General features: G+C 67.5%; 23 protein-coding genes. 15 read left to right on the forward strand and 8 right to left on the reverse strand.

All coding sequences use genetic code 11. The features are described 5' to 3' along the window. Nucleotides 1-450 (forward strand): PepSY domain-containing protein (locus tag D477_RS09935; RefSeq protein ID WP_005268900.1); only part of this gene is annotated, 450 nt, incomplete at its 5' end. A gap of 153 nt (nt 451-603) precedes the next feature. Here the strand turns inward: D477_RS09935 and D477_RS09940 are convergent. Both D477_RS09940 and D477_RS09945 read right to left on the reverse strand, forming a co-directional pair. Next, the gene (locus tag D477_RS09940; protein WP_005268901.1) at nt 604-945 is read right to left on the reverse strand and encodes a hypothetical protein; all 342 of its coding nucleotides are present in this window, start codon (nt 943-945) and stop codon (nt 604-606) included. Further along, nucleotides 942-1733, reverse strand: coding sequence for an SGNH/GDSL hydrolase family protein (locus tag D477_RS09945; RefSeq protein ID WP_043846446.1), 792 nt, complete (start codon nt 1731-1733; stop codon nt 942-944). Before D477_RS09945 ends, D477_RS09940 begins: the two co-directional genes overlap by 4 nt. A 203-nt stretch (nt 1734-1936) precedes the next feature. Here D477_RS09945 and D477_RS09950 point away from each other — a divergent pair, with 203 nt between their 5' ends. From D477_RS09950 to D477_RS10000, 11 genes are all read left to right on the forward strand, one after another. After that, nucleotides 1937-2485 (forward strand): alternate-type signal peptide domain-containing protein, encoded by a 549-nt coding sequence (locus D477_RS09950; RefSeq protein ID WP_005268903.1) that lies wholly within the window; start codon nt 1937-1939, stop codon nt 2483-2485. A 38-nt stretch (nt 2486-2523) separates the two neighbouring features. After that, a complete protein-coding gene (locus D477_RS09955; RefSeq protein WP_005268904.1) occupies nt 2524-3069 on the forward strand; it encodes a hypothetical protein in 546 nt (181 codons plus the stop codon). Beyond that, nucleotides 3066-3671: a signal peptidase I gene (locus D477_RS09960; protein ID WP_005268905.1), complete on the forward strand. Its 606-nt coding sequence runs from the start codon at nt 3066-3068 to the stop codon at nt 3669-3671. The genes D477_RS09955 and D477_RS09960 overlap by 4 nt, the downstream gene beginning before the upstream one ends. Then, complete coding sequence (locus D477_RS09965) at nt 3658-4245, forward strand: SipW-dependent-type signal peptide-containing protein (protein ID WP_005268906.1); 588 nt, start codon at nt 3658-3660, stop codon at nt 4243-4245. The genes D477_RS09960 and D477_RS09965 overlap by 14 nt, the downstream gene beginning before the upstream one ends. 1 nt (nt 4246) lies before the next feature. Beyond that, nucleotides 4247-5338: a S24/S26 family peptidase gene (locus D477_RS21160; RefSeq protein WP_005268907.1), complete on the forward strand. Its 1092-nt coding sequence runs from the start codon at nt 4247-4249 to the stop codon at nt 5336-5338. 96 nt (nt 5339-5434) lie between these two features. Continuing rightward, nucleotides 5435-5662, forward strand: coding sequence for a PLDc N-terminal domain-containing protein (locus tag D477_RS09975; RefSeq protein ID WP_005268908.1), 228 nt, complete (start codon nt 5435-5437; stop codon nt 5660-5662). A 200-nt stretch (nt 5663-5862) separates the two neighbouring features. Next, entirely contained in the window at nt 5863-6672 is an 810-nt protein-coding gene (locus D477_RS09980) for a sigma-70 family RNA polymerase sigma factor (protein ID WP_005268909.1), read from the forward strand. Nucleotides 6673-6854: 182 nt separating this feature from the next. Further along, nucleotides 6855-7469, forward strand: coding sequence for a SipW-dependent-type signal peptide-containing protein (locus D477_RS09985; protein ID WP_043846448.1), 615 nt, complete (start codon nt 6855-6857; stop codon nt 7467-7469). 22 nt (nt 7470-7491) lie between these two features. Then, complete coding sequence (locus D477_RS09990) at nt 7492-8076, forward strand: SipW-dependent-type signal peptide-containing protein (RefSeq protein WP_043846450.1); 585 nt, start codon at nt 7492-7494, stop codon at nt 8074-8076. Beyond that, nucleotides 8073-9323 carry a signal peptidase I gene (locus D477_RS22270; protein ID WP_005268912.1) on the forward strand — a complete coding sequence of 417 codons (1251 nt, stop codon included), beginning with the start codon at nt 8073-8075 and terminating at the stop codon, nt 9321-9323. The genes D477_RS09990 and D477_RS22270 overlap by 4 nt, the downstream gene beginning before the upstream one ends. After that, the gene (locus D477_RS10000) at nt 9320-9850 is read left to right on the forward strand and encodes a hypothetical protein (protein ID WP_005268913.1); all 531 of its coding nucleotides are present in this window, start codon (nt 9320-9322) and stop codon (nt 9848-9850) included. The genes D477_RS22270 and D477_RS10000 overlap by 4 nt, the downstream gene beginning before the upstream one ends. A gap of 62 nt (nt 9851-9912) precedes the next feature. On the opposite strand, the gene D477_RS10005 is transcribed toward D477_RS10000, so the two are convergent. From D477_RS10005 to D477_RS10015, 3 genes are all read right to left on the reverse strand, one after another. Further along, on the reverse strand, nt 9913-12237 hold the full coding sequence (locus tag D477_RS10005; RefSeq protein ID WP_005268914.1) for a S8 family serine peptidase: 2325 nt from the start codon (nt 12235-12237) through the stop codon (nt 9913-9915). A 53-nt stretch (nt 12238-12290) separates the two neighbouring features. After that, complete coding sequence (locus D477_RS10010; RefSeq protein ID WP_005268915.1) at nt 12291-12734, reverse strand: hypothetical protein; 444 nt, start codon at nt 12732-12734, stop codon at nt 12291-12293. Nucleotides 12735-12893: 159 nt separating this feature from the next. Continuing rightward, nucleotides 12894-13415: a hypothetical protein gene (locus D477_RS10015; protein ID WP_005268916.1), complete on the reverse strand. Its 522-nt coding sequence runs from the start codon at nt 13413-13415 to the stop codon at nt 12894-12896. 214 nt (nt 13416-13629) lie between these two features. On the opposite strand from D477_RS10015, the gene D477_RS10020 reads away from it, so the two are divergent. Continuing rightward, a complete protein-coding gene (locus D477_RS10020) occupies nt 13630-15321 on the forward strand; it encodes a sensor histidine kinase (protein WP_005268917.1) in 1692 nt (563 codons plus the stop codon). Between the two features lie 451 nt (nt 15322-15772). Here the strand turns inward: D477_RS10020 and D477_RS10025 are convergent, their stop codons facing one another. The 3 genes from D477_RS10025 to D477_RS10035 all read right to left on the reverse strand — a co-directional run bounded on the left by D477_RS10025 (nt 15773) and on the right by D477_RS10035 (nt 20221). After that, a complete protein-coding gene (locus D477_RS10025; RefSeq protein WP_237740753.1) occupies nt 15773-18643 on the reverse strand; it encodes a GH25 family lysozyme in 2871 nt (956 codons plus the stop codon). 198 nt (nt 18644-18841) lie between these two features. Continuing rightward, nucleotides 18842-19225 carry a hypothetical protein gene (locus D477_RS10030; RefSeq protein ID WP_005268919.1) on the reverse strand — a complete coding sequence of 128 codons (384 nt, stop codon included), beginning with the start codon at nt 19223-19225 and terminating at the stop codon, nt 18842-18844. Nucleotides 19226-19369: 144 nt separating this feature from the next. After that, nucleotides 19370-20221, reverse strand: coding sequence for a M23 family metallopeptidase (locus D477_RS10035; protein WP_237740752.1), 852 nt, complete (start codon nt 20219-20221; stop codon nt 19370-19372). A 92-nt stretch (nt 20222-20313) separates the two neighbouring features. On the opposite strand from D477_RS10035, the gene D477_RS10040 reads away from it, so the two are divergent. Together D477_RS10040 and D477_RS10045 are read left to right on the forward strand one after the other, a co-directional pair. Next, nucleotides 20314-20505 (forward strand): hypothetical protein, encoded by a 192-nt coding sequence (locus tag D477_RS10040; protein ID WP_005268921.1) that lies wholly within the window; start codon nt 20314-20316, stop codon nt 20503-20505. Continuing rightward, the gene (locus tag D477_RS10045; RefSeq protein ID WP_005268922.1) at nt 20502-21524 is read left to right on the forward strand and encodes a DUF808 domain-containing protein; all 1023 of its coding nucleotides are present in this window, start codon (nt 20502-20504) and stop codon (nt 21522-21524) included. The genes D477_RS10040 and D477_RS10045 overlap by 4 nt, the downstream gene beginning before the upstream one ends. The last annotated feature ends 28 nt before the right edge of the window (nt 21525-21552 follow it).

Consider the following 21552-nt stretch of genomic DNA (forward strand, 5'->3'; position numbering starts at 1 on the left):
CCTGGTGCCTCGCCCGGTGCGACGGGCGGGGAAAGCCCGGCGGCGGGCGGAGAGCGGAACGCAAGTGCCGCCGTCGAAACCGCCCTGGCGGCAGTCGACGGCAGCATGGCATTCGAGCTCAGCTTCAACCGCTCCCGCGGGGAGTGGGAGGTGGAGTTGGTCAGCGCGGACACCGAGCATGAGGTGCGGGTCTCGGCCGACGGCAGCGAGGTGCTGGAGGAGCACACCAGCGGCGCGGTCGATGCGGAGGACCGCACGGAGCTGCAAGGCGCGCGGGTGCCGCTGGCCGAGGCCATCACGACGGCGCAGGAGGAAGCCGACGGCGAGGTCCAGGAGGCGTCGCTCGAGGACGAGAACGGTAAGGCGGTCTGGGAGATCGAGATCCGGCCCGAGGGCGGCCAGGAGACCGAGGTCCTGATCGATGCCGCCACCGGTGAGCCGGTCCGGTAGCGCGGCTGACTTGGGGGAGTCGGGCGGGACTCCCCGGCGCCGGTGGTACCGCCGGCTGGAAAGCACTGCCGTCTTGTGGCTGCAGTGCGCCTTCTATCTGCTACAGCTGGAGCGGGTGTCCTACCGGCTGGCCACGGTGCCGTGCGTCGCCCGCTACTGGCTTTGTTCCAGCCGATCGAGAACGGCCCCGAGTTCGGCGTGCAGTTGCCGCAGGATTTTTACATCGGCGTTTAGTGCTGGTGCAGGAAGGTCGTCTCCCAGGCTAATTTGTAGTGCTAGCTCTTTGGTTCCGCCGGGTTCGTAGTCTGCCACCACCCTGATGGTCTCGATTTCGGGATTCAGATCGGCCAGGAACCCGCCCTTGGACACGTCGGGATTGTCTGTCTCTCGGTCATAGATGTACCGGGTCATGCCGCAGCAGGGGTAGTCAGTATGTTCTTCTTCGCACCACGGCTCGCACGTCGGCAGCTTAGGCATGTTGTCCTCCAGAATCACGTCGGTCTTGTTTCGACTCTAGGCCAAGTGGTCCAGCGAGGCGCAGCGAGGCCGGCGTCGTCGAGCGCTGTGGTAAACACTGCAGCCAGACGATCGTGGCCGTCCTGGTTGAGGTGCAGGCCGTCCTTGTGCAGATGCTCCGCCAGATCGTTGTCCGCCACCCAGTCCGTGGCATCGATGAAGGCCGCGTCCTGCCCGTCGGCGACGCCCGCAAGGACCTCGGTCACCTCAACGCGGCGGGAACCCGGGTCGCCGCCCTGGTTCAACGGGCCGACGATCGCAAAGCGCGCGTGAGGATACTTCGACTTGAGAATCCGTACAACGTCCGACGCGGCCGCTTCAATACCGCGGTCAGGATACGATGCGTCGTTTCCACCGCCCTGAACGACGACGAGGCCAACGTTCTGCGCAGGCGGCAGGCTATACGCATCGTGCTGCAGGGACTGCAGGTAGGACAGGCGTTCGCCGTCGCCGTTTCGGGGGCGGCCCTTCAGGTAGCCTGTCCCGCCGTGGCCCTGAACCTCGGGATCGTAGCCGGCCCGGAGGAGCCCCTGGGCGACCCACGCCGTGGCTGTGGTGACGCCTTGGCCGCCGTGCGCCTGCGAGTCGCCGATGACGAGGGCGATCGGGACAGGCTCGGCAGAAGGCGCCGCGGTGACGGACGGAGCCGGCGCGGCCTGGGGGACCACCGCCCAGACGAGGGCTACCAGGGCGAGCATCGCCAGCACGGCGGCCAGGATGACTAGCACACTACGGCTGGCGCCCCGATACTGCGAGACAAACGGCATGGCAGATCCCCCCACAAATTGGCCACAGCAACCGGGCGAATCGTATCTCATGGGCGGGTGCTGCGGCCGTAGTGCGCGGTCCTTGAGGGACGGCGTGAAGGCTGACGGGAGGCTGGGGATAGGCGGCCCTGTTTCCTGAGGTTGATGCCGGAAAGTTGTTTGTGCAAGCACGCAAACACCCTCCACCAGAAGGAATCCACCCCATGAACAAGCTCACCAAAGGCGCCCTGGCAGCAACTGCGGCAGGCGCCCTCCTCCTCGGCGGCGTCGGCACCTTCGCCCTGTGGGAAGACAACCAGAGCATCGCCGCCGAAAGCATCTCGACGGGCCAGCTGGACATGTCGGTGGGCTCGGGAACCTGGGTTGACGTCTCCACAGGATCCACGATTCTCTCCATCGACGGCTTCAACGTCGTTCCGGGCGACACCCTGACCCACACCGTTCCCGTGAGCATCACCGCCGAGGGCGACAACCTGGCTGGCGAGCTGGCCGTGACCCAGGCGAGCATCGAGAACGCGCTTGGCGCAGACTGGGCTCCGTACGTGACTGTCACCACCGAGACGGTCCTGCCCGCCGGCAGCGCGATCACCCCGGATCCGATCAACCCGGACCTGCTCGCCTTCGCCTCCGAGGGAACCCACACACTCGACGTGGTGATCACCGTGACCTTCAGCTCCGACGCCCCGGACCAGGTCGGCCAGAACACTTCGCTCAACCTCTCGGCCCTGGCCCTGTCGCTGACCCAGGCCTAAGCCGGGCAGCAGCACGCCTACTGGTTGACGCGTACCTGATGAGGAACCGGGTCTGGCTGGCTCTTGCCGGAGCGCCCGCGGCCGCCGCCTTCCTCGCGGCCGGCGGCACCGGAGCGCTCTGGCAGGAGGCGGCCATGGTCGAAGCCGGACACATCAGCAGCGGCAAGCTGGAGCTCCTGGTGGACGGGCAGCAGGAGGCTTACGTCTTCGACGCGCTCAGCTCGGCCCACCTGGTGCCCGGGGCCACGACGCGGGCGCCGCTGACAATCAGCAACGGGGGCGACGCCGACCTGGCCTACAGCCTGACCGGCGCCGCCACCGCGGGCACGGCTGACGCCGACCTGGCGCTGGCCGCAGCCCTGCAGCTGGACGTCACGGACGGCGACTGCACCGGCGGCATCGGCACCGAACCGGTCCTCTACAGCGGACCGCTGGCAGCCGCCGCGTTCAGCGGAGCGGCGCTGGCGCCGTCCGAAACCCACACCATCTGCATCTCGGTCACCCTGGCCGCCGACGCTCCTGCGGCAGCGGCCGGGGGAACCACCTCGGCAACCTTTACCTTCAAGGCGGAGCAGCAACCATGAGTACAGGAAAACACCGCCGCCGCAGCGAGCGCTCCGGCGCACTGTGGTGGCTGGGCCAGATCTCGTCCTGGACCCTGTTCCTGGCCGCGGTCGGGATCCTGTTGGCCCTGGTGGTTGTCCCGCGCGCCACCGGATCCACCCCTTACACGGTGCTGACTGGATCGATGGCGCCGGGCATGCCGCCGGGCACGCTCGTGGTCAGCAAGCCGGTGGAGCCGGCCGATCTGCAGGCCGGGGACGTCATCACGTATCAGCTGCACTCCGGCGAACCCGAGGTGGTCACGCACCGGATCCTCTCCACCGCCAACAGCCTCGACGGCCAGACCGCGTTCATCACCCAGGGCGATGCGAACGCTGCTCCTGACCGCGAACCGGTGCAGCCGGGCCAGATCCGCGGAGCGGTCTGGTACAGCGTCCCCTGGGCCGGCTACGTCAACACCTGGCTGACCGGCGAGCAGCGCATCTGGATCACAGGGGGAGCCGTCGTGCTCCTGGCAGGCTACACGCTCTGCATGTTCCTCGGCGCCACGCTGGACGCTGTCCGCAACCGGCGCCGGCGGCAGGCGACGACGGGAGAGGAGTCCTACCATGGCGCGGCATAAAGGCCACCACGCGGACGCCGGAACCGCGGGAATCCGCCTCCGGGCGCTGCTCTCGCTGGGCACCGTCCTCGGGCTGGGCGCCGTCGGCACCCTGGCCGCCTGGACGGACAGCTCCGACGCGACCGCCACCTTCTCGGCGGGAACATTGGAGCTGTCCGTAGCGGCCGACGGCGCCGCGGGCAGCAGCGTGGCGGCCACCTCACTCTCAATGGAGAACATGTACCCGGGCAACAGCCGGGCCGCGATGCTGACGGTCTCCAACGACGGCTCCATCCCGCTCGGCTACACGCTGGCCGGTTCCGCCGCCCAGCCGTCGGGACTCGAAGCCGGACTGACTGTCACAGTCCATGGCGGCGGCACCGCCGCCAACACCGCCACCGAAGGGACCTGCTCCGGCTCTTTGATCGGCTCCGGACCCCTGACCGGGGCGCTGCTGTCCGACGCCAGGGCGCTCGCTCCGGCGGCTGCCGAGGAGCTGTGCCTGCGGGTGGAGCTCCCGGCCGCGGCCGGCAACGAACTGCAGGGGACAGCGACCAATGCCGTCTTCACCTTCACCGGAACCCAGAGGAGCTGACATGCGGGTCCTGAACCGCGGCCAGAACGCCGCACTCACCGGCGGCGCCATCCTCGGCACCCTCTGCCTGCTGCTGGCCCTGGCCGGTATGCTGGCCGGCGCCAAACCCTTGATCTTCACCTCCGGCTCCATGACGCCCACCATCCCTGCCGGCGGGCTGGCTCTCAGCCTGCCGGCGGGGGCGGGCGACCTCGTAGCCGGCGACGTGGTGAGCGTCGAGAACGCGCAGGGGGTGCGCATCACCCACCGCGTCCAAGCCGTGGAGCACCGTGGCGCAACCGCCGTCCTGACCCTTAAGGGGGACGCTAACGACGCCGTTGACGCCGAGCGCTACGTGGTCACCACTGGGGACCGCGTAGTCTGGTCCGCTCCGCTGCTCGGCTACGCCGTCGCTGCGCTGGGCAGCCCCTACGCCATATTCGCCGGCGGCCTCCTCAGCGCCTACCTTCTCTACCTGGCCTTCGGGTCAGCCAACAGTCCCGGCGGCAGCCGCCCCAGCGGCAGCCGCTCCGTTGGCCGGCGGAGCCGCGGCCGGCAGGAGACGGCAACGGCAGAGCCGCAGCTGTACCCGTCGGAAACGGTCTTGCACACCCTGCCTGAGCCGGAGGCGACCAGGGAGCGGAAGTCCGGCAGCCGCCGTCGTACCCTTATTTCCCGGGCTGCGATCATGGCGTCAGCGGTCGTCGCCATGGCCGGAGCCGGCGCTCTGGCCGTCCCCGCTCCTGCACAGGCCGCCTTCAGTTCTGCTGCCGGGGCCACCGCCTCCTTCGGCGCAGCTACCCTGCCCGTGCCCGCACTGAGCTGCCGGAACGACGGCGGGTCCGTGGTGCTGGAGTGGGCCCATGACAGCCTCGCCGTCGACCCGACCTACACTGTGGAGCAATCGGGCGCGGTGGAGCCGTGGGCGGAAGGCCTTAGCGCATCCAGCCTGGCGGTTGATGCCGCGGACCCGCGGTTCACGTCGGCAGAGCCGGCGGTAATCACCTTCTCCGTCCGCTCCGTGCACGGTTTGTGGGAGTCCACCGCTGCGGCACTCGACCTCTCCTACACGCCGGCCGGAGATGCGCCTGCCACGATTCAGTGCGCGGGCTGACCCGCTTCAGGCCCCCAGAGACTACAATTTAGCCACCAGCGCCCGGCCGCCGGCCTTCCGGCGCGGGCGCGGCCACCGCCTCAAAGGGGGACCGCGATGGACTACAGTGCAGGCATCTGGATGGCCGGAACCGTCTTCCTGCTCGGCTTCGCGTTCCTGGCCGGGATCATCGTCCTTGTTGTCATCGCACTCGTGCAGATCGCGCGGTCCCCGGCCTTGGACAATAACAGCCGCCCGCTGTGGGTGCTTGTCGTGCTCGCGGCGCCGCTGATTGGGGCGATTGTCTGGTTCGCCAGCGGTCCGAAACCTCCGCTGCGCAGCTGATTTCGCCTAGTCAGTGGCGTAAACGCATTTCCAACGCAAGATTCCGGCAGGAATCTCTCAAAGCGCCACGATATCGATCGTCCCGTTCACTTTCTCGTACTAGGGTGCTTATTGCCGCAGGGGTCCGCGCTATCTGCTGAAACCTTTTACCAACCGGGCGGCATCACTCGTTCACTTCTGCTCATAGGGGGGCACTGAGAATGAACCATGAAGAACGGAATCAGTTAGCCGTCGACAACCTGCCGCTGGTGGGCTATCTCGTCTCCGAGATCTGCGCCAAAGCGCCACATCTTTCCCGGGAGGACCTGGCAGCAGCCGGAGCGCTGGCGCTCGTGACGTGCGCGCGCTCCTTCGATCCGGAGCAGGGCGTGAAGTTCGGAACCTATGCCCGGCGCCGGATCCTCGGCGCGTTCGCTGACGAGATGCGTTCCGGCGACTGGGCGGGTCGGGACACCAGGCGGAAGATCAAGGCCGTGCAGGCCGTTTCGGAAACCCTGACCGCCGAACTGGGCCGCACCCCGACGGCCGCCGAACTCTCCGCGGCCCTGGGCCTGCCCCTTGAGGAAGTCCAGGGCACCCTGGCGGATGCTTCGCGCACCGTCGCGGAACTGGACGAAACCGCCTCCGGTTCCCTCCCGGCGTCGTCCGCAACCCCGGAAGAGTCAGTGCTGGCGGGGGAGCAGACGCACTTCCTGCGGGCCGCCGTCGCCGCACTGCCGGAGAAGATGCGCTACATCGTCGAACAGACCTACTTCGAAGACCGCTCCGTCAAGGAGCTGGCCGTGGAATTCGGCTCCACCCACTCCGCGGTCTCGCAGCAGCGTACGGAGGCGATCCGGCTGCTGCGCGACGGAATGGCCACGCACTACGCCAACGACGACGTGCAGCGCGCGCCTGAATCGCGGGTCTCCGCCGCCCGCCATCAGGCCTACCTCGCCACCATGGCCGCCCGCGTCAGCGCCCGCGTGGCGGTTGACATGATGCCGGGCATGGCGGCGGCGACTGCCTGAGTCACTGCCGGCGGCGGGAGCGGCCGAGGGAAGGGATGGGAGGGCCGACGGGTCCCCTCATCCCTTCGCCGTCCGTACGTGAAGTTGTGAGTCGCCCGTTACTCACGCTGGTGTTACGATTCACCACATTAGTTGTTACTGGGGGGTAGTGCCCGTACGGGCTGCAACTGTTTGGGGATAGCATGAGCGGAAAAAATCTTCGCAAGGTACGCGCCATTTTGGCCGGTGGTCTGGTTTTGGGTGTCGGTGCGGCGGTGACGTTGGCCGCGTGGAACGATTCCGAATTCGCGCAGGGGACCTTCACAGCCGGGTCGTTCAATGTGCAGGGCAGCAACAATGGAACGGACTATGCCGATCATGAGGCTGCCGGCGGGGGCTTGAAACTGACCTTCGGAAACGTCACCGACAACCTCTCTGCCAACGAAACGGTGTATGCCTCGTACTGGCTTCGCCTCGCCAAAGGCAGCACCACCGGAGGAACCCTGCAGCCTGCTGGCGTGACCGTTGCCGAGGCGGCCGGTGTCTCAGACAATGCCGATGCGATTAGTTACGTCATCAATCAGGTCCCTGCCGGAGGAAGCTGTGGACCGGGCGTGGGAACGCAGGTTGCATCCGGGACAGATCTCAGGTCGCAGACCGCGGGGACGGTCCGGGGAGTCCCGCTGGTTGCCGGCGCTAACGGTGCCGAAGGGCCTGCCGTGCAGCTGTGCATCGCTGTGACGGCTGGGGATGAGACCGCGTTCGACCAGGGGCTGTCAACGACGGCAACCTGGCAGTTCGACGCCGTATCCGGTTAGTCCAGTGACGACGGACAAAACAATGGCACCGCTGCCCGATCGGCGGCGATACCGGCGTCTGCGCGCTGTCCTGGCCGGAGGGCTTGTGCTGGGTGTCGGGGCTGCGCTGACCGTTGCCGCCTGGACCGACCAGGAACACGCGACGGGTACCTTCCAGGCCGGAGTGTTCGGTATTGAAGGCAATCCCAATGGGACGGGCTGGGGCGAACACCCGAGCGACGAACTCGCGGCGTCGCTGAAGTTCAGCGCCGGCGCGATGCATCCGGGATCGCTGCAGTACGCGTACCTGGACGTCCGGCGGACTGCCTCGTCCACCATGGCCGGCACCGTGAGCCTCACGTCCTCGGCAGGATCAGGTGCCTTGGCTCCCTATCTCAAATACCGGGTGGCCGTGGTGGAGGAGGGGGTTGCCTGTGATGCCTCCACGGTGTCCGGAGACTACCTCGGCGCTAACGGGGTGCCCGTCGCCGGAGCCGCCGGAGTCTTGGCAACGGATACGCCGGTCCGGTATTGCTTCGAAGTCCGTCTGGACCTCGGCACCCCCAATGACATGCAGGGGGCGACCGGCAGCATCTCATGGGGCATCACCGGCGAGTCCACCGCATGATCGCCCGGTGGCTCCGCAGCTTCCTCGGCAACGTCTTGCTGAATCTCGCGGCGCTCGGGGGACTGGCGTGCATCGCCCTGGTCGCGCTGGCCTACGCCTTCGACGTCACGCTGATCATGTTCAAGACCGGATCGATGAGCCCTGCGATCCCAGCCGGCTCTGTCGCGTTCGTTCGCCAGATTCCGGCAGCGGAGATTGCGGTGGGGGATATCGTTACGGTCGACCGCGAGGCCGCACTGCCGGTCACGCACCGGGTCACCTCGGTCGCCGGCGGGCCGTTGCCAGGCCAACGCGTCATCACTATGAAAGGGGACGCGAACGAGGCCGAGGACCCCGCTCCCTACACAGTCGAAACCGTCCGTCTGACCCTCGCGCACGTGCCCGGATTCGCGAAGGTGGTGGTTTGGTTCGCGAACCCGTACGTTGTGGGCGGCCTGACGCTGGGCGCCGCGGCGCTGGTGACCTGGGCTTTCTGGCCCGGGTACAACAGGAACGACGACGGGACACACGACCCCAAAGGCCACGGGAACGATGCCGCCGATCTCGACCGGAACGGCGATGCACCCCCGCCCGATCGCCACGCTGTGTCGCGGGCAGGGCTCGTCGCAGGCATAACCGTCATAGGTGGCACGCTCCTGTACAACGCCGCCTTCGGGGCAGCCCCTGCGGAGGCCGCGCCGACGGAACACATCATCGAGGGCCGCCACGTTCGCCTCACCTCCGTGAACGACCCGGCCCAGATGCGGAACATGGTGCCGGGCAAACCGGTCCAATGGCAGGTCGGCATCGATACCATCGACCAGGTTCCGGGCAGGGTGCGGATCGGACTATCCGCAACCGGAGCCGCGTCGATGCGGCTCCATGCCCGCCTCGCACTCTGCAGCGAGCGATGGATCGACGCGTCCTGCCCGGGTACGACGACGGCGGCCGCACCCCGCACGCTGGCGCCCGGAACCGCCGAACAGCAGGTCGCCGTCGTCCCCGCCGACAAGGAAAGCTGGCTGCTGCTGGACGTAGCGCTTCCCGCCGCCGCCGCGCCGCTGGCCGGGGATTCGCTCGACGTAAGACTGCATGCCCACGGTAGCGGCGACCATCTCGACGTCGGGCTGGAAGCGGACCTGCCTCTCCGCCTGGCAAGGACCGGTCCGGAATCGACCAGCCTGCTCTGGCTGGCCGCAGGCGCCGTCGCCGCAGGCTTGCTGCTGGCGCTCGCCGCCCGTGTAGTGAAGCGGAGCCGGGCCAGATGACTGAGGAATCCGCCGGTCCGGCGCGTCGAACCCGAGAGCACGTGAAGCTGAAGCTCCTCGCGCTGGCTGCGGCCCTCGCGTTGTGCGGCATGGTACCGGGCCCAGCAGCAACGGAAGCGTTTTGGACCGACCGGGAAAACGCGACGGCGTCCTTCACCGCTCTGGTGATCCCGGCTCCGGCCATCACCGCGTGCGAGGCATCCAGCGTGCTCGTGAGCGGAAAGCTGGTACCGAAGGTTGTGCTCACGTGGCAACTGCCGGCCGGTTACCAGCTGGAGCACGTGAAGTACTGGTACTCGGACAGCGGGCTGCTAAACCTGGGGCTCCTGACGTCGGGAAACGGCTACACCACCACCGGCCCCACCGCCGGCACGTACACAACTACCTTCGACGGCGGACTGCTCGGCGGACTGCTGAACGGTTCGGCGATCGTCGGCCTGTCCGTGGCAGGCCCGCACTCCTGGGAGTCGGACGTCGCCTCCCGCGAGGCAACCTTTCCCCTGGTGGTAGGCACAAACCCCTGCTAGGGCCCGAATTGCAGCGGAAGCCCTACCGGCTTGGCGACCGGACGTAAGGGCCGGAGCACGGTTTAGCGGATCTTGGCGGTGGAGTAGGAGTCGCGGCTGGCGGTGGTGTAGCCGGTTTTGTAGCCGGTGACGCGGACCTTGATGGTGTCGTAGCGGTCGAGGGAGACGAGCCGGTAGGTGCTCGCGGTGGCGCCGCTGATGGCCCTGCCGGAGCGGTACCACTGGTAGCGCAGGGTGGTGCCGGCGGTCCAGGTCCCGGGGCTGGCGGTCAGGGAGTAGCCAGCTTTGGTCGTGCCGCTGATGCTCGGGGCGGAGGTCTTCAATGTTCCCTTGGCTACCGCTGCGGTCTGGGCCGAGTAGCGGACCGCGGTGGTGTAGCCGGGCTTCGATCCGGTGACCTTGACGCTCATCCGCTTGCCGGCGTCGTATCCGCTCAACACGTAGGTCCGGCCGGTGGCGCCGCTGATGGCGCTGGTGCCGCGGTACCACTGGTAGCGCAGGGTGGTGCCGGCGGTCCAGGTGCCAAGGTTGGCCGTCAGGGTGTAGCCGGCCTTGAGCGTGCCGCTGATGCTCGGGGCGCTGGTGGCCAGGGTGCCGGCGGCCACCGGTGCGGTAGCTGCCGATTCCCGCGTCGCAGTGGTGTAGCCGCTCTTGGTGCCGGTGACCCTGACCGTGAGGCTGGCACCCTGGTCCGCGGCGGCTAGGGTGTAGCTGGGGGTGGTGGCACCGGCAATCGGGCTGCCGGAGCGGTGCCACTGGTAGGACAGGGTGACCGGTGCCGGGCCCCAGATGCCGGAGTTGGCGGCCAGCGTCCTGCCGACGGCGGCGGTGCCGGTGATTGACGGCGTGGCGACCTGGAGCGTGGGGGTGGGTTGGGGCGCCGGTGACGGGAGCGGTTCCTGGGCCGGAACCGGGGCCGGCGCCGAAACCGGCTCCTCCGCGGAGGACTGCTCAGGGGCGGGAGCCGACGGGGCGGCACCTGCTGCCTTCACCGCAGCAGCTGCATCCACCAGGCCCGCTCCGCAGCCTTGGCTGCAGTTTCCCGGGCCCGGTCGCACTGTGGCTTTGAGCCGCTCTTCGATCTGTGCCGGGGTCAGCGCCGGATTCGTGGCCAGCATCAGGGCAGCTGTAGCGGCGACGTGGGGCGCCGCCATTGATGTGCCCTGCATGTAGGCGTAGCTGGCGGTGGAGGGCACGGAGGTGCCGGTATTGAAAGTGGAGAGGATGCCGTTCGCCGACCCGGATGAGATATCGCCGCCGGGCGCGGTGACGTCCACCTGGCTGCCGTAGTTCGAGTACGGCGCCCGGTTGCCCTCACGGCCGCTGGCAGCCACGGTGATCACGTTCGCGCAGTTGGCAGGGGTGCTCTTCGCTACGTCGGTGTTCTCATTGCCGGCCGCGACGACGACCGGTGCGCCGAGGGCATTGGCCTTGTCGATCGCGGACTGGAACGTGACCGAGCAGGTGCCGGATCCGCCCAAGCTGAGGTTGACCACGTCGGCAGGGTTGGCGTTGGCCGGGACGCCGGACAGGCTGCCGCCGGCGGACCAGATCACGGCGTCGGAAATGTCGGACATGTAGCCGCCGCAGGAGCCGAGGGCACGGACGGGGACTACCTTGGCCGCCGGCGCGGCCCCGCTGACGCCGATGGCGTTGTTGCGCACTGCGGCGACGGTGCCGGCTACGTGGGTGCCGTGCCAGGACGACCGTGAGGAGCTGGTGCTCCCGCACTGTCCGGCGTCGTACCAGTCGCCTTCATCCCGAGGGTTGCTGTCCCGGCCATTGCCGTCGCGGCCAATGTCCGGGCTCGTGATCATGTCGTAGCCCGGAAGGATGTTCTGGTCCAGATCGGCGTGGGGCGTGATCCCGGTGTCAACGACGGCCACAACCTGGCCGGCTCCCTCGGTGGTGTTCCATGCCGCCGGGGCATTCAGTCCCGTGGCCCGGTCCTGCAGGTCCCATTGCTTCGGGTAGTAGGGGTCGGGCCCGGTGGCAGCCGGGTGCATCATGATGTCGGGTTCGGCGTAGTCGACGGCGGGATCGGACTCGAGCTCAGTGGCCAAGGTTTGGGCATCTGCGGCGTCCAGTTCCTGGCCGGTTTCAACCACCGCGGCGCCGGTGGCGGTAGTGCGCAGCTCCCGGACCGGAAGGCCCAGCTCCTTGGCGGCCCGGCCGTAGGCCTTGGCACGTGCGGCGGAGCCGGCCCTGTCCTTGAACTTCACGATGATGCGGTCGGTCCCGGCGGTGGGTTCGGGCTGCTCGTACGCGGTTTGGCCGGGCTGTTCCGCCGCTGCCGCCGGCGAGGTGAAGAGGGAGGCGCCAAGCATGGCTGCGGCGGTAGCTGTGGCGGCGCCCGAGAGGATCTTGCGGCGCAGAATCAGGGACATGCTCATCCTGTCAGGTGATGTTCGGGGCGGATCGGGATGGAGGGCCGGGACTGCTAGTCGAGCGGCAGGGTGACGGCCACCCGGGTCAAGCCAGCGTCACCGGATTCAAGGACCAGGGCCCCGCCTGCCGGTTCCACGGTCATTCGGATGTGCTCTGCCAGTGCGGAGCGCTGCCCGCAGGCAGCGCCGTTGTCCACGACGGTGAGGCGGATCCCGTGGTAGACCGCCGCCAGGCGGATGGTCACGTTGGCTGCTGCCATGGGAACGGCGGCGAGGATGTCTGCCGCAGCGTGGTAAAGCATGGCGGCTGCGCTCGCATCGATTTCGACGCCGTGGTGCGGGGTCTGCCATTCGATGGCCGTGCCCCGTCCGCGCAGCGGGCTGGTGAGCCGGTCGATGCTGCCCGCCAGCCCGAGGGCGTGGAAGTCAGGGGCGGGCAGCCCGCAGGTCGAGACCGCTGGCAGGGAGGTCGTGTCGAGGGCGGGGGAGCGGTTCATCCTGGTTCCTTCAGCCGTAGTGCAGGACCCTCTGTCGGTCCTGCAGCGTTTCCTGGCTTCTACTGTGCCCGAACAGGCTCAGGTAACCGGCTGCATTAGCTGCAAGGGATGCACAAGGTTGGGGCAAGAACGCCGAAATGGCTGACGGGAAGTGCGGCCTCAGGCAGGCGGGAGCTCATCGGAGTCCGAGAAGGCGTATTCGACTGAACGGCGGCGGGCCAGCACCATGGCGGAGTAGGACATCCGCGCAACCTCCTCGGGGCTGCCGGCCGCCCGGTGCAAATCCCACGCCCAGTCGAATTCCTCGGCCGCTTCCCGGTACCGGCCCTCCTCCAGAAGCCGGCGGCCCGTGTGATGGTGCACTGTCGCCTCGCGGGCGGGGGTGCGGGCCAATGTGAGGGCCTCTCCCTGGAGGCGGGCTGCCTCGTCCCAGCGGTACTGGCACTGATAAACGTGGGCCAGCAGCAGCAGGGGAGCGAAGCGGTTGTCCGACTCCGCGAGCAGGCGCTCCCCTTCATCGGCGGCCTCCTCCAGCCGGCCGAGCAGGCGCAGGGCCCAGATCCGCTCCATCGGGGTTCCGTCGCGGGCCTGCAAAAGGGCGGCCTCGCGGTCCACCAACACCTCTTGCAGGGTCAGCGGATCCAGCTTCCACACCTGGCGTTCAGTAGCTTGGTCAGGCATCTCGGGCGGACTGGCTCCTTCTGGACAAGAACGACGACGTCCGGCGGCGGACGCAGCAAAAGATACCAGCGGGATGTGAACCGTGGGTGCCGTGTGGCAAGCGCGCAGCGGGCGAGGGAAGCGTCAGCGCGGAGCTTGGCGCAGGGCCTTCCCGCAGGATAACGTGAAGTAAGCACAAGATCAACCGATAAACCCGCGAAGGGGGCAACTGGCAATGCGCGGTCCCCGGACGCCTCTCCTCAATACGCTGGCGTGGCAGGGATCACGGCGGTTCCTGCACCAGCTGTCGCCGCGGACGCGCGTCACGCTGAGCCAGCTTCCGCTGACGGTGACCATGCTGTTGGTCCTGGCCATCGTGGCAGTGTTCCATCCGGAAATCATGCGGAATCCCTTGTTCGTTGTGGGGATCCTTCTGCAGGCGGCCCAGTTCCTGCTGTGCTTGACGCTGCCGTGGCACCGGTTTTCGGAAGTCGCCTTCCTGGTTCTTCCGCTCTTTGATTTTGTTCCTATTGGCCTGGTCAGGCATGCCGGTGTGGAAACGATGACGGCACTCGGTGCCCTGGCTGCCTTCCCGGTGGTGCGGTTGGCCAGCTCCGAACTACTGCCCCGGGTGTGCCTGTCCATGTGTTTCTACGGCCCGTTGCTGATGGTCTGGGTCCCGTTGGCCGTGACCGGTGCGGCTACTCCCGAGCAGTTGGCCTCAGTCGTGCTGCTGCCGTTCATCATGCTGGCCATAGGTTTCGCCGTCCGCACGCTCAGCGCCAGCATGGTCGACCAGCAGCGGTCGCTGGAAAAGGTCAGGAGCGAGCTTCAGGCTGCGCTGGAGAACTCCGCGCGGAAGGAGCGGCTGCTCAATACCGTGGTGGATACCGTGGGCGTGGGAGTGGCAGCCATTGACAGCCAGGGAAAGCCCACTCTGGTGAACCGCCAGCAGCGGCGGAACCAGGACCTTGCACTGCTTCCCGGCACCGCTGCCGACGCTGGGGAACGTTGCGGACCGTCGCTCTTCCGGCGTGGAGGCAAAGAAATCCTGCCGCCTGAGCAGCAGCCCCTGCAGCGGGCCGCGCAGGGCGAAAACTTCTCCGAGTACCTGGTCTGGATCGGGGACGAAGACCGCCAGCGTGTGTACTCCACCTCGGCCAGGGCCATTATGGACGGCGAACGCTTCGACGGTTCGGTGGTGACCTTCACCGACGTAAGCGATTTGGTCGCAGCCATGACCGCCAAGGACGTTTTCCTGTCCAATGTCACCCATGAACTGCGGACCCCGCTGACGTCCATCCTTGGTTACGTGGAGATGCTCGAGGATGAGCCGGATCTTCCCGCGGAGGCCAAGACTTTCACCGATGTGATCCGCCGCAACGCGCAGCGGCTGCACCGGCTGGTCACCGATCTGCTTTCCGCCTCCTCCGGTTCGGTGGATGTGCGGCCGGAGCCGGCGGACTTCGCTGAAGTCGTCCGCCACAGCCTTTCGACGGCCGCGCCGCAGGCGGCGGCCGCCGGCGTGGAACTGGTCAACGAGGTTCCTGCTCCGCTGCCGGCCGAAATCGATCCGGTCCGCACCGCGCAGGTCGTGGATAACCTCCTGTCCAACGCCATCAAGTATTCCCCGGGAGGCGGCACGGTCACGGTGCGCGCCTGGCGGAACGGGACGAGCATGTCCTGCGAGGTGACTGACACCGGGATCGGCATGACCGAATCGGAGAGCCGGGAAGTCTTCAGCAGGTTCTTCCGGGCCGACGCGGTGCGCGATTCCTCCATTCCCGGGGTCGGCCTGGGGCTGGCCATCGCCAAGAAGATCGTGGAAAACCACGGCGGCCGCATCACTTTCACCAGCGAACCAGGGCAGGGAACCACCTTCCGCATCACCCTGCCGGTTTCGCCGAGCGAACGGGTCCATAGCTAGCGCGGATCCCTCGGCCTTCGCATGTCCGCTGCAGACCCGCAGAACTGGAAGCAAATTTTGGGTAAACGGTTGATCAACGGCGGGGGCGAGCTTAATGTCAAAAGGTGCGCACACAAGCGGCAGCGCCGGTTAAGCGGCACTGCCCCACCCAAAGGAAGTCGGAGTTATCTTGCTCCTGATAGAAGAGGTGAATCATGCGTAAAACCTTGTCACTGATTGCAGGCGGCCTGCTAGCGTTGACCGGTGCCCTTGCAGTTGCTGTTCCAGCCTCCGCCGAGCCGCCGGGTCCTGGCAGCAAGCAGTGTGTGCCCGGTCAGCACGGCAGCCCGCAGCCGGGATTCAAGGCCGGCGCCTGCGATAACCGTAAGTAAAAACCACAGCCAAGGGGCCGGGACGGAGGTTGTTCTCCCGTCCCGGCCCAAAGCTGCCAGGCAGGCAGCCGGGCCTGCGGTCAAAGCCTTCCCGCCGCCGCACGCGCCGCCAGCCCGCTATTCGTGAAGCGTGTCCCGGCATAGAAGTACATGGAGCCGTCCGCTTTGGTGGCCAGCAGGTCGACCTTGCCGTCGTTGTTGAAGTCACCAGGACCGAGCAGCCGGTTGTACTGCTGCCAGCCGCTGGAGCCAATGCGTTTTTCCGCCGCGAACATCCCGGCAGCTGTGGAACCGGTGCCGCTGCGCATCCACAACGTGCCGTCCGCCTTGCCGCCCAGCAAATCCGCACGCCTGTCGCCGTCGTAATCCCCGGCCGCAACAACCTGGCGATAGGCGTTCCACCCGCCGCCGATCTGCGACCTGGTCCCGGGACGGCCGTTGCCTTGGCCGGAATAGAGCCACGCCGACCCGTCCGGCCGCAGGGCCACCAGGTCCTGCCGGCCGTTGCCATCCACGTCGCCGGCGCCGAGCAGGCTGGAGAACTGGTTCCAGCCGCTGTTGCCTACTTTCACGCGGGCCCGGTAGCCTTCCTGGCTTGAGGTGACGGAACCCGTTCCGGCGTAGAACCAGAGGGTGCCGTCGCTTTGCCGGGCCAGCAGGTCATTCTTGCCGTCGGCGTTGTAGTCGCCGACGCCAACCAGCGCCGTGTAGATGTTCCAGCCGCGCCCGATGCGCACGGGTGCTGCATGGCCACCCTTGCCGTTGCCGGCTGCGAACCACAGGGTGCCGTCGGTCTTCCGGCCGATCAGGTCGGCCTTGGAGTCGCCATTGAAGTCGCCGGGCGCCAGCACGAGAGTGAATCCGGCCCAACCCGAGCCACCGACGGCCACCCGGGGCTTCATTCCGGACCAGTCGCGCATCTGCGTGCCGGCATAGAAGGCCAGCCGTCCGTCCGGATAGATCCCCAGTAGGTCGTTCTTGCCGTCCCGGTTATTGTCCATGACGCCCAAAAGGCGGTCGAAGGCCTGCCAGCCGCTGGCGCCGATCCTGCGCGGCGCCCCGAACAGGCTGCCCGGTGCCGCCGGCTTGCCCGTTCCGGCGAGCAGCCACAGCGAACCATCCGGCTTGCGGGCCACGAGGTCAGGTGCGCCGTCGCCGTTGAAATCCTGCACGCCTGCGAGGCTGTCATAGACCTGCCAGCCGGTGGCTGCCGCGACCCGGGTTCCGGTCCGTCCGGTCCCCAGCCCTGGGTAGAAGTAGACGGTGCCGTCGGCCTTCCGGCCGAGCAGGTCACGGCGGCCGTCGCCGTTGAGGTCCCCGGCGCCGATCAGGTCTGCGAAGACGTTCCAGCCGCTTGCCCCGACCCTGACGCCCGCTTTGAAGGACGCCTTGCCGGTGCCTGCATAAAACCACAGCGCCCCATCCGAATGGCGCGCGAGCAGATCAGGGTACGCGTCGCCGTCGTAAGTTCCCGCTCCGACAAGGGCGTTGAAGACCTGCCAGCCCCCGCCGATGCGCACCGCCGCGCCGTAGCCTCCGGCGCCGTTGCCCGGATAGAACCACAGGTTCCCGTCGGGCAGCCGGGTCACGAGGTCCGGCCGCCCGTCCCGATCCATGTCACCGGGGGAAGCGGTCAGCGACGAGTGATTGTAGGTGACGGTGCGGTTGGCAGCGAAATCGCGCAGCTCAGCCATGGTGCCGTGCCAAACGTTGGAGTCGCCGGCGTACGGGCCGCTGGGGCTGTACTGCCAGATCTCCCAATCAGTCCAACCGGCCGGAAGCGCTGGCTTGGCCAGTGTGTAGCCGGGGGACGGGTAGTTGGCGACATGCAGGGGGTACCCCTTGAACGCCGTGCTGCTGCCGGTGCAATCCTTCCACCAGCTGGCGGCGGTATAGATGGCCGGGAGCCGACCGGTGCGTGCCTTGATGGTGGCGGAGAAGTCCTTGATCCAGGCAACGATCTGCGACGGGCTCATGTTGTAGCAGGCGTTGCCGAGTTCCAGGTAGGGGTTCCACTCGATGTCCAGCAGCGGCGGCAGCGTCTTGCCGTCCGCGGACCAGCCGCCGCCGTTGTCCACCATATAGTTGGCCTGGGCCCTGCCGGAGGACACGTTAGGGATGGCGAAGTGGTAGGCGCCGCGCACCATGCCGACGCCGGTTGCTCCTGCATGCTGCTTCGAAAAGTACGGGTTTTTGTAGGACAGTGCTTCGGTGGTCTTGACGTAGACAAACCGCGCGCCGTGCTTCCACTCGTCCTGCCAGTTCACGGATGTGCCGGTTTCCGGGTCCTCCTGGTGGCTGGAAACGTCCAGGCCTTGGATGCCGTCCGGCTGCCACATTGTGCGGTCCACCATCGGCACCGCAACGGACTGCGCGACAGCGGTGGTGCGGTCGATGTCCAGCACCTGGAGCGTCTCGGCTAGTTCCTCCTGCGCGGCGGGCTCCTTGAGTTCCTCCGCTCGCTCCTGGCGCATCTGCAGGCCCTTGCCCATCTGGGCGCCGTCCTCGCCCTGCAGCTTTTCGAGCAGGGCGAGTTTCTCCGCCTGGGACATGTTCTCTAGGGGAACTTCGACGGCGGCCGGCGAGGGAGCGGACAGGGCCGGGGTTTCAGTGGCAGGGGTTTGCGCCTGTGTTGCTGCGGGCGACGTCTGGGCGGTGGCTGGTGTTTCCCCGGGCTCCTCAGCGGGTGCCTCTGCCGGCGCTTGCGCCGGTGCCGCTGGCCGGGTCTCCTCCGGTGCTTCCACCTGCCCGGGTGCGGCGGGCTCTGCAGCGGCCGCTTCGATGTTTTCCGCCGTCGCGGTTTCTGCCGGCTGCGGATTTATGGCCAGGGCAGCGGGTGCCCCCGCGGCAGCCGCCACTAGGAGCGAGACAGCGGCGAGAGAGGAAGCGACGCCGCGGGCAAGACTGCCCCGAACGCAGCGCGGACTCCCGGAAGGCGGGCGGTTGATCATCAAAGAGGCTCCATGAGTGCGGGGTCGGCCGAGGCGGAGTGGATGGTGGCTGGAATGCGGGGATCCCGCGAACGGTGCGCCCCGGCCGTGGTGGATGGTGGCTGGATGGGTGAGCCGGGCAGGGGCCGCCGTGTCCCCGGCACGAGGACGGGCGGGAAACACGGATCCGAGCAGCGTTCCCCGCCCGTTGCGCGGCGATCAGAGAGCGGCGGTTTCCTGCGCCTCGAACGCCTCGGCGATCCGCTGGTATTCGGCTTTGGCCGTGCTGACTTCGGCCCGGTTGTCCGCGATCAGCTTCTTGAGGCTGGCCTGGTTCGCCTTGCGGATGGTCAGCAGCTGCTTCTGGGCAGCGGCCGCAGTACGGGCCTGCTTCTCGCTGGTGCGGGCATCAGCCTGGGCCTGCTTGAACGCGGCGTGGGCCGCATCCACATCGGCCTGGGTGATCAGCGTTACCGTTTCCTCAACAACGACGGCGCCGTCCGAAACTGTGCCGGTCTCGCTGGCGGAAGCAGCGGTGGCGCCGGCGGAGAGCAGAAGGGCGGCGGTCAGGATACCTGCAGCTGCCTTGGAAATAACTGACATTCTCATACTCCATCTGGGAGGGGATTCGGCCGGCTGGATGCCGGCACTTCCAGCAAGCTATCAACGGCTGCGGCGGCAAAAGCCCGAATTTTGCCGATCCTGCGGCAACCCTTAGTTAAACCATTTCCTGCTGCGCGAAAGCTGCTAAAAAGCGAGCCAGCCGGCAGGGTCCGTCGCCTTTCCATGGAGCATTACCTCGAAGTGCAGATGGCAGCCCGTGGAAGCGCCGGTTGTGCCGACGGTCGCGATCCGTCCCCCTTCGGCCACTTGCTCACCGACCCGGACGTTGAAATTCGCCAGGTGGTTGTAGGTCGTCTCCACGCCGTTGCCGTGGTCAATGACAAGTCTGTTGCCGCCGCCGCCGGAATGCCAGCCCGCTTCGACGACGGTTCCGGCAGCAGAAGCGAACACCGGAGTACCGCACCTGTCGGCGAAGTCCGTGCCGGTGTGCAGTTCGCCGGCCTTGCCCGTCAGCGGACTAACCCTGTGGCCGAACGGCGATGTCATCTGCATGCTGGCGAGCGGGGCGGCCAGCACGATGGAGCCCTCGGGCTTCGCGCCGCTCTTAGCTGGTGCCTGCTGCTGGGTGGGGGAGGGTTCGGATGCTTGGTTGATCTCGGTAACCGCCGCCTCGATGGCCACATTGGCAGCGGCGGTCTTGATCTTCTTTCGCGTCTCCTCCTTCGGTGGGAGGCTCGTGACGCCCGCGCGGTCGAAGGGCAAGGCAACGTCCGCCGGCGCGGTAACGGCCGGTGCTGCGAGGAGCCGCTCCGGGTTCGGCTGGGGCGATTTCGGTCCGGCGGCCACGGAAGGTGCGGCGGCGGTCAGCATCAGGCAGACGGCCAGGCCGGCTGTCCCTGCCAGGCTGCCTTTGACAGCGGTCTTTTGGGAAACCGGTGCGGCATGCCGTCCGCGTTTGGCATGGCTGCGGCCCCGATGAATTGCCGGGCTGTGCTGTGCCCGTCGCCGCCCGTGCGCAGAAGACTTCGTAGTCAATGTGTTGGTCCTCGTCAGTGTCCGGATGACGGTCAGTGCCGTCCGCAAGATTCGTCCTGGTTAACTCTGTCGGAGGGATCTCAAGTAGTTTCATGGTTCTCGTCAAGGACGCCATAATTTTTGGACAGTACTGCGACAGGGTGCCGGGTCCCGGGCGGAACGCCGCCGAAAGTTCCCGCTTCGGCTGCCGGGACCGTCCGCAGACATATACTCGGAGCATGCTGACCATGCGCATCACCCACGCCCAGCAGTCCGCCCTCGAACCGTGCGGAGGCGTGCTGTGAGCGGCGGTCTTGTTGCCCTGCTGGACGACGTCGCCGCCCTGGCCCGCATTGCGGCGGCCTCGGTCGACGATGTGGCCGCCGGCGCTGCCAAGGCCGGGACCAAGGCCGCCGGCGTGGTGATCGATGATGCCGCTGTCACGCCGCAGTACGTCTCCGGACGGGATCCGTCCCGCGAACTGCCGATGATCAAGAAGATTTTCTGGGGCTCGCTGCGGAACAAGCTGCTGATCATCCTGCCGGCGCTGCTGCTCATTAGCGCCTTCGTCCCGGGAATCATTCCGTTCATCCTCATGCTGGGCGGCACCTACCTCTGCTACGAGGGCGCCGAGAAGGTCTGGCACAAGCTCCGCGGCGACCACGAGACCGAACATGCGCCGGCGGTCGAACAGGGCCCGGAAGCGGAGGCCAAGGTCACCAAGGGCGCGATCACCACCGACTTCATCCTGTCCTGCGAGATCATGGTCATCTCCATGAACGAGGTGGCCGACGAGTCCCTGTGGGCCCGGGCGCTCATCCTGGTCGTCGTGGCGATCGCGATCACGATCATCGTCTATGGCGCCGTCGGGCTCATCGTGAAGATGGACGACATCGGCCTGCACATGACCACCAAGAACTCGGCGGGCGCGAAGCGCTTTGGCGAACTGCTGGTCAAGGGCATGCCCGCCGTGCTGGCCGCGATCACTTTCGTCGGGACAATCGCCATGCTCTGGGTCGGCGGCCACATCATGCTCCAGGGCGCCTACGACCTCGGCTGGCACGCTCCGTACGACCTGGTCCACGTCCTCGAGGGCCCGTTCGCCGGGCTCCCGGTGGTCGGCGGTGCCCTGGCCTGGCTGGTGAACACCCTGTGCTCGGCGGTCCTCGGGCTCGCGTGGGGCTTGGTCGTCATGGCGATCCTGCACCCGCTGGTGAAGGCGCTGCCGGTCGGCAAGAAGAAGGGCGAGCACGAGGAGGGTGCCCTCCGCGCCGCCGTGGCCGGTTACCGGCCGTCAAAGCACGACGACGGCTCCGCGCCTTAGCGCGCGGGGTTGCGGCCTGGAGCGCGGG

The organism is Arthrobacter crystallopoietes BAB-32 (genome assembly GCF_000328305.2).
Lineage (GTDB): Bacteria > Actinomycetota > Actinomycetes > Actinomycetales > Micrococcaceae > Crystallibacter > Crystallibacter crystallopoietes_A.